The organism is uncultured Streptococcus sp. (assembly GCF_963521865.1).
Lineage (GTDB): Bacteria > Bacillota > Bacilli > Lactobacillales > Streptococcaceae > Streptococcus.
Map to the genome: position 1 here is coordinate 1 of NZ_CAUQWY010000065.1, position 5,091 is coordinate 5,091.

Sequence of the window (5,091 nt, forward strand, 5' to 3'; positions counted from 1 at the left end):
ATTCCAAATAGTAAAAGTGAAGTAAAGGAACAGATTGATCCAGTAATAAAACCATTGGGAATAAAGGAAAGTGTAATAGTTCCTTTTCCCTTAGGAACGTCAACTTTCATAAAGCCAGTTTGAGCTTGTTTAATCTCTATTTTCTTATCATCTTGGTAGGCAGACCAACCTTTGTCATAAGGAATGGTGAAGAAAATAGATGTATCTTGTTGGACATCATATGTAGCAAAAACCTTGTTTTTAGAAGTTGATACTGTTACAGGCTGTTCTTTAATTTTTTGAATTGCCTCAGTAAAAGCTTTGGTATCTAAACGGTAGAAGTTAGGAGATTCAAATGATACTTGTGAATTTCCAGGGAAACTAACATGAATATTGAAAGTTTTTTTCTCTTTTGTATAGCCTAGATTAAAGAAGGAGAAGATATTATCAGTTGTAAAAGTTTTCTTTTCTCCATTTACAAGGATGTCAACCTTTTTTTGTTTATCATTAGAAAAGTGAAGATTTGTGAAAGAAAGATAAACTTGGCTGTTTTCTGGCACTTCAATTTGATACTGGATTGTTGCATCCTCATTTGAAGAACTTGTAACACTAATCAAATCATCAGTATTTTCTGTTTTGTCATAAGGGATTGGAGAAAAATAATCAAAATTGACGTTAGCAAGTTGATTTAAAAATGAGGCCTGATTATCCAAGGTATGTTCATTGAACTTGACATCATTGTAAACAGATTGACTAGCAAATGCAATCGGAAGAGAGTATTGATTTTCATATAGGGTAAGATTATCTTTTTGATAGATATCTTTAAAACCATACTTATCAATAGGACTGTCTGAGATATTGTACTGGATACCAAATAAACTATCAGCCAAAATACTATTATTTGCATAGCGGAGATTGAGATTAGTCCCAGAGGATTTAAACCCAAGTTTATCCAAAGTAGAGCTCGCTGAACGATTTCGAACAGATGAAAATTGAGAGATTCCATTGTAGTTGAATTTCATACTGTCATTTCCTGTCTGAGTCTCTAGTTTCTCAGTACGAGTAAATTGGTTTCCAATATATGTTGAGAAAGAGTCCATAGCTGGTATATCTCTACTATATGCACTTCGAGAAGCAAATCCCCATTCCTTAGAAATTCCGTCTATTTGAGATGAAGCATTTAAACTCATTTCAATCATTATAAATAAAGAGATTAGAATGGCAAATAGATTTACAGAGATAAACTTTTTGATAACTGCAAGGAGTAAAAGCGAATAGACAACCAAAAATTCAAGAGTCAGCAGAATATTCAAATCTGTTAAAAAAGAATAATGTGATTTTAGATAGATTGTAGCTAAAAATCCTGTTACTATAAGAAAAAGCGAAACTAAAAAATTCCAGATTTTAATTTCTTTCAGACGATTTAAGACTTCCGCTGCTGTGTAAATTAACAAGGTAGAGAAAATCCAAGCATAGCGATGTAAAAACATGTTTGGAGTATGCATGCCTTGCCAAAATAAATCAAGAGCTTCAATATAAAAGCTTGCAATTAGAAATGTAAAGAAGATTGCATAGATAAGTTTCACGTGAAACTTAATAGTTTTCAGTGTAAAAAATAAAATAGTCAAAATAAAGGGAAGTAGTCCTACAAAAATCATTGGAATAGCCCCATACTTGGTTGTATCAAAGGAACCAATGAATTGTTTAGCAAAAAGATCAAGATACCAGCTACTTTCAGTTTGAAACTTTGTAACTTCAGTCAATTTTTCCCCATGTGTCTGTAAATCAAACAGAGTAGGAAGAGTCAGAATCAAACTAGCCATATCAGCTAAAACGGAGGTGATTATGAAATCAAGAAAAGATGATTTTCGGGTTTTAAAGTCCCAAGAAATTTGGAAGAGATACCAGAAAATAAGAAACAATGCTGTCATATAGCCAAAATAATAGTTTTGGATAAATAAGATTGACAGACTTGTAAAGTACAATAGGAATCTCTTTTCAGTGATAAGTAGTTGTAAACCAGTTATAATTAAAGGAATCAAGATAAAAACATCTAGCCAGGTTTTTATCTCTAATTGACTGACAGTGAAACTCATCAGAGCATAGGAAGTAGATAAAGCTAGTTTTAAAGGCTTAGGAATCGATTGAAATAATTTATTTAAACTAAAGTAAGTTGACAGTCCAATCAATCCAAATTTTAAGAGAGTTGTCAGATAGACAGCATCTGGCATATTCGTTAGATCAAAAAAGTAAACTAGTGGTGAAAGGAAACTACCCAAGTAATAACTAGATAGGGCATAGAAATTTAATCCGAGGCCACTTGTAAAGGTGTAAAACAGACTACCATTTCCATGTAGGATATTTCGTAAAGTTACATCAAAAATAACGTATTGATGAAAACCATCCCCTAATAGTGGAGATGTATCGCTATTCCAGTAGATACCTTGAGATAGATATACTCCTGTCATAATGATTACGGGAATGATGAAAGAAACAAAATAGATCCAATATGTTTTAAAAAATAATTTCATGTTACCTCATAAAATGTTAGAAAACTCAGCTGGTTAACCCAACTGAGTTTTGAAGTTTTATTTAGTCTTTCCAAAGTTCTTTAACTTTTGCTTGTACTTCTGAATTTTCTAGGAATTCATCATAGGTTTCATCGATACGGTCAATGACGCCATTTTTAGACAAGACAATGATATGGTTGGCTAGAGTTTGAATAAACTCGTGGTCATGGCTGGCAAAGATGATTGATTCTTTAAAGTTTTTCAATCCATCATTCAAGCTTGAGATAGATTCCAAGTCCAAGTGATTGGTTGGATCATCGAGGACAAGGACATTTGATTTTAAGAGCATGAGTTTTGAAAGCATGACACGAACTTTTTCTCCCCCTGACAAGACATTTACAGGTTTGTTAACCTCATCTCCAGAGAAGAGCATACGGCCGAGGAAGCCACGTAGGAAAGTATTGTCATCTTCTTCTTTACTTGCGAATTGACGCAACCAGTCAAGGATTGACTCTCCCCCTGCAAAATCGGCCGAGTTATCTTTTGGTAAGTAAGAACGGCTAGTAGTAACTCCCCATTTGACAGTTCCTTCATAGTCAATGTCACCCATGATTGCACGAATTAATGCAGTTGTTTGGATATCATTTTGTCCAATAAGAGCTGTCTTATCACCTGGACGCAAGATGAAACTGATATTATCTAAAATAGTCTCACCATCAATCTTTACAGTTAGATTTTCTACTGTCAAGAGATCATTACCAATTTCACGCTCTGCTTTAAAGTTGATAAATGGATATTTACGACTAGATGGCACAATCTCTTCTAGCTCAATCTTATCAAGCATTTTCTTACGTGATGTTGCTTGTCTTGATTTGGAAGCATTGGCAGAGAAACGAGCTACGAATTCTTGCAATTGCTTAATTTTTTCTTCTGCTTTAGCATTACGGTCTGCTAGCAATTTAGCAGCGAGTTCAGAAGATTCCTTCCAGAAGTCGTAGTTTCCGACATAGAGTTTGATTTTTCCAAAGTCAAGGTCGGCCATGTGAGTACATACTTTGTTTAAGAAGTGACGGTCGTGGGATACTACGATAACTGTGTTATCAAAATCAATCAAGAAGTCTTCTAGCCAAGTAATTGACTGGATATCCAAACCGTTGGTTGGCTCGTCCAATAGAAGCACATCAGGTTTACCAAAAAGTGCTTTGGCGAGGAGAACTTTTACTTTTTCACCATTGGCCAATTCACTCATGTTTTGGTAGTGTAATTCTTCTGGAATGTTTAGATTTTGAAGTAGTTGAGAGGCTTCACTTTCTGCTTCCCAGCCCCCAAGCTCGGCAAACTCTCCTTCGAGTTCGGCAGCACGCACTCCATCTTCGTCTGAGAAATCTTCCTTCATGTAGATGGCATCTTTCTCCTTCATGATGCTATAAAGTTTTTCATTTCCCATGATAACGACATCAATGGCACGTTCGTCTTCATAGTCAAAGTGATTTTGACGAAGAACAGAGAGACGTTCATCTGGACCAAGAGAGATGTGACCAGTAGTAGGTTCGATATCTCCAGCTAAAATTTTTAAAAAGGTTGATTTTCCGGCACCATTAGCACCGATTAATCCGTAAGTATTTCCTTCTGTAAATTTGATATTGACATCATCAAAAAGTTTGCGATCACTAAAACGTAGTGAAACATCAGATACTGTAAGCAATGTTTTTCTCCTATATGTGTAATATATTTATTCTACTAGAAAATACGGAAATATTCAAATTTTTATCTGTCAATTTTGTGTAAATTAGATTTACAGTATACTTTACACGAATCCGTAAATAGCAAGACTGATTTATTTTGATAAATTACGGTTATTTCATTAAAAAAATGCTATAATTGAAGGGACTATATCGAAGGAGAATAAAATGATTAAACCCATTATTTTAACAGGAGACCGTCCAACAGGAAAATTGCATATTGGACATTATGTTGGAAGTCTCAAAAATAGAGTTTTATTACAGGAAGAGGATAAGTATGATATGTTTGTGTTCTTGGCTGACCAACAAGCTTTGACAGATCATGCTAAAGACCCTCAAACAATTGTAGAGTCTATCGGAAATGTTGCTTTGGATTATCTTGCAGTTGGATTGGATCCGAGTAAATCAACTATTTTTATTCAAAGCCAAATTCCAGAATTAGCTGAGTTGTCTATGTATTATATGAATTTGGTGTCATTAGCACGTTTGGAGCGTAATCCAACTGTCAAGACAGAGATTGCTCAAAAGGGATTTGGAGAAAGTATTCCAACAGGATTTTTGGTTTATCCAATTGCACAAGCAGCTGACATCACTGCCTTTAAGGCCAATTATGTTCCTGTTGGGACAGATCAGAAACCAATGATTGAGCAGACTCGTGAAATTGTTCGTTCTTTTAACAATGCATATAACTGTGATGTTTTGGTGGAACCAGAAGGTATTTATCCAGAAAATGAGAGAGCAGGGCGTTTGCCTGGTTTAGATGGAAATGCTAAAATGTCTAAATCACTCAATAATGGTATTTATTTAGCTGATGATGCGGATACTTTGCGTAAAAAAGTAATGAGTATGTATACAGATCC

At 34.7% G+C, this 5,091-nt stretch carries 3 protein-coding genes; 1 reads left to right on the forward strand and 2 read right to left on the reverse strand.

Going from position 1 to position 5,091, the window contains the following annotated elements; all coding sequences use genetic code 11:
- Positions 1 to 2,510: YfhO family protein (locus RWO85_RS09635; RefSeq protein ID WP_314415601.1), on the reverse strand; the 2,510-nt coding region annotated here is incomplete at its 3' end.
- 61 nt (positions 2,511 to 2,571) lie between these two features.
- Positions 2,572 to 4,194 (reverse strand): ATP-binding cassette domain-containing protein, encoded by a 1,623-nt coding sequence (locus tag RWO85_RS09640; RefSeq protein WP_314415604.1) that lies wholly within the window; start codon positions 4,192 to 4,194, stop codon positions 2,572 to 2,574.
- Positions 4,195 to 4,399: 205 nt separating this feature from the next.
- Here RWO85_RS09640 and trpS point away from each other — a divergent pair.
- Positions 4,400 to 5,091 (forward strand): tryptophan--tRNA ligase (trpS, locus tag RWO85_RS09645; RefSeq protein WP_314415607.1); only part of this gene is annotated, 692 nt, incomplete at its 3' end.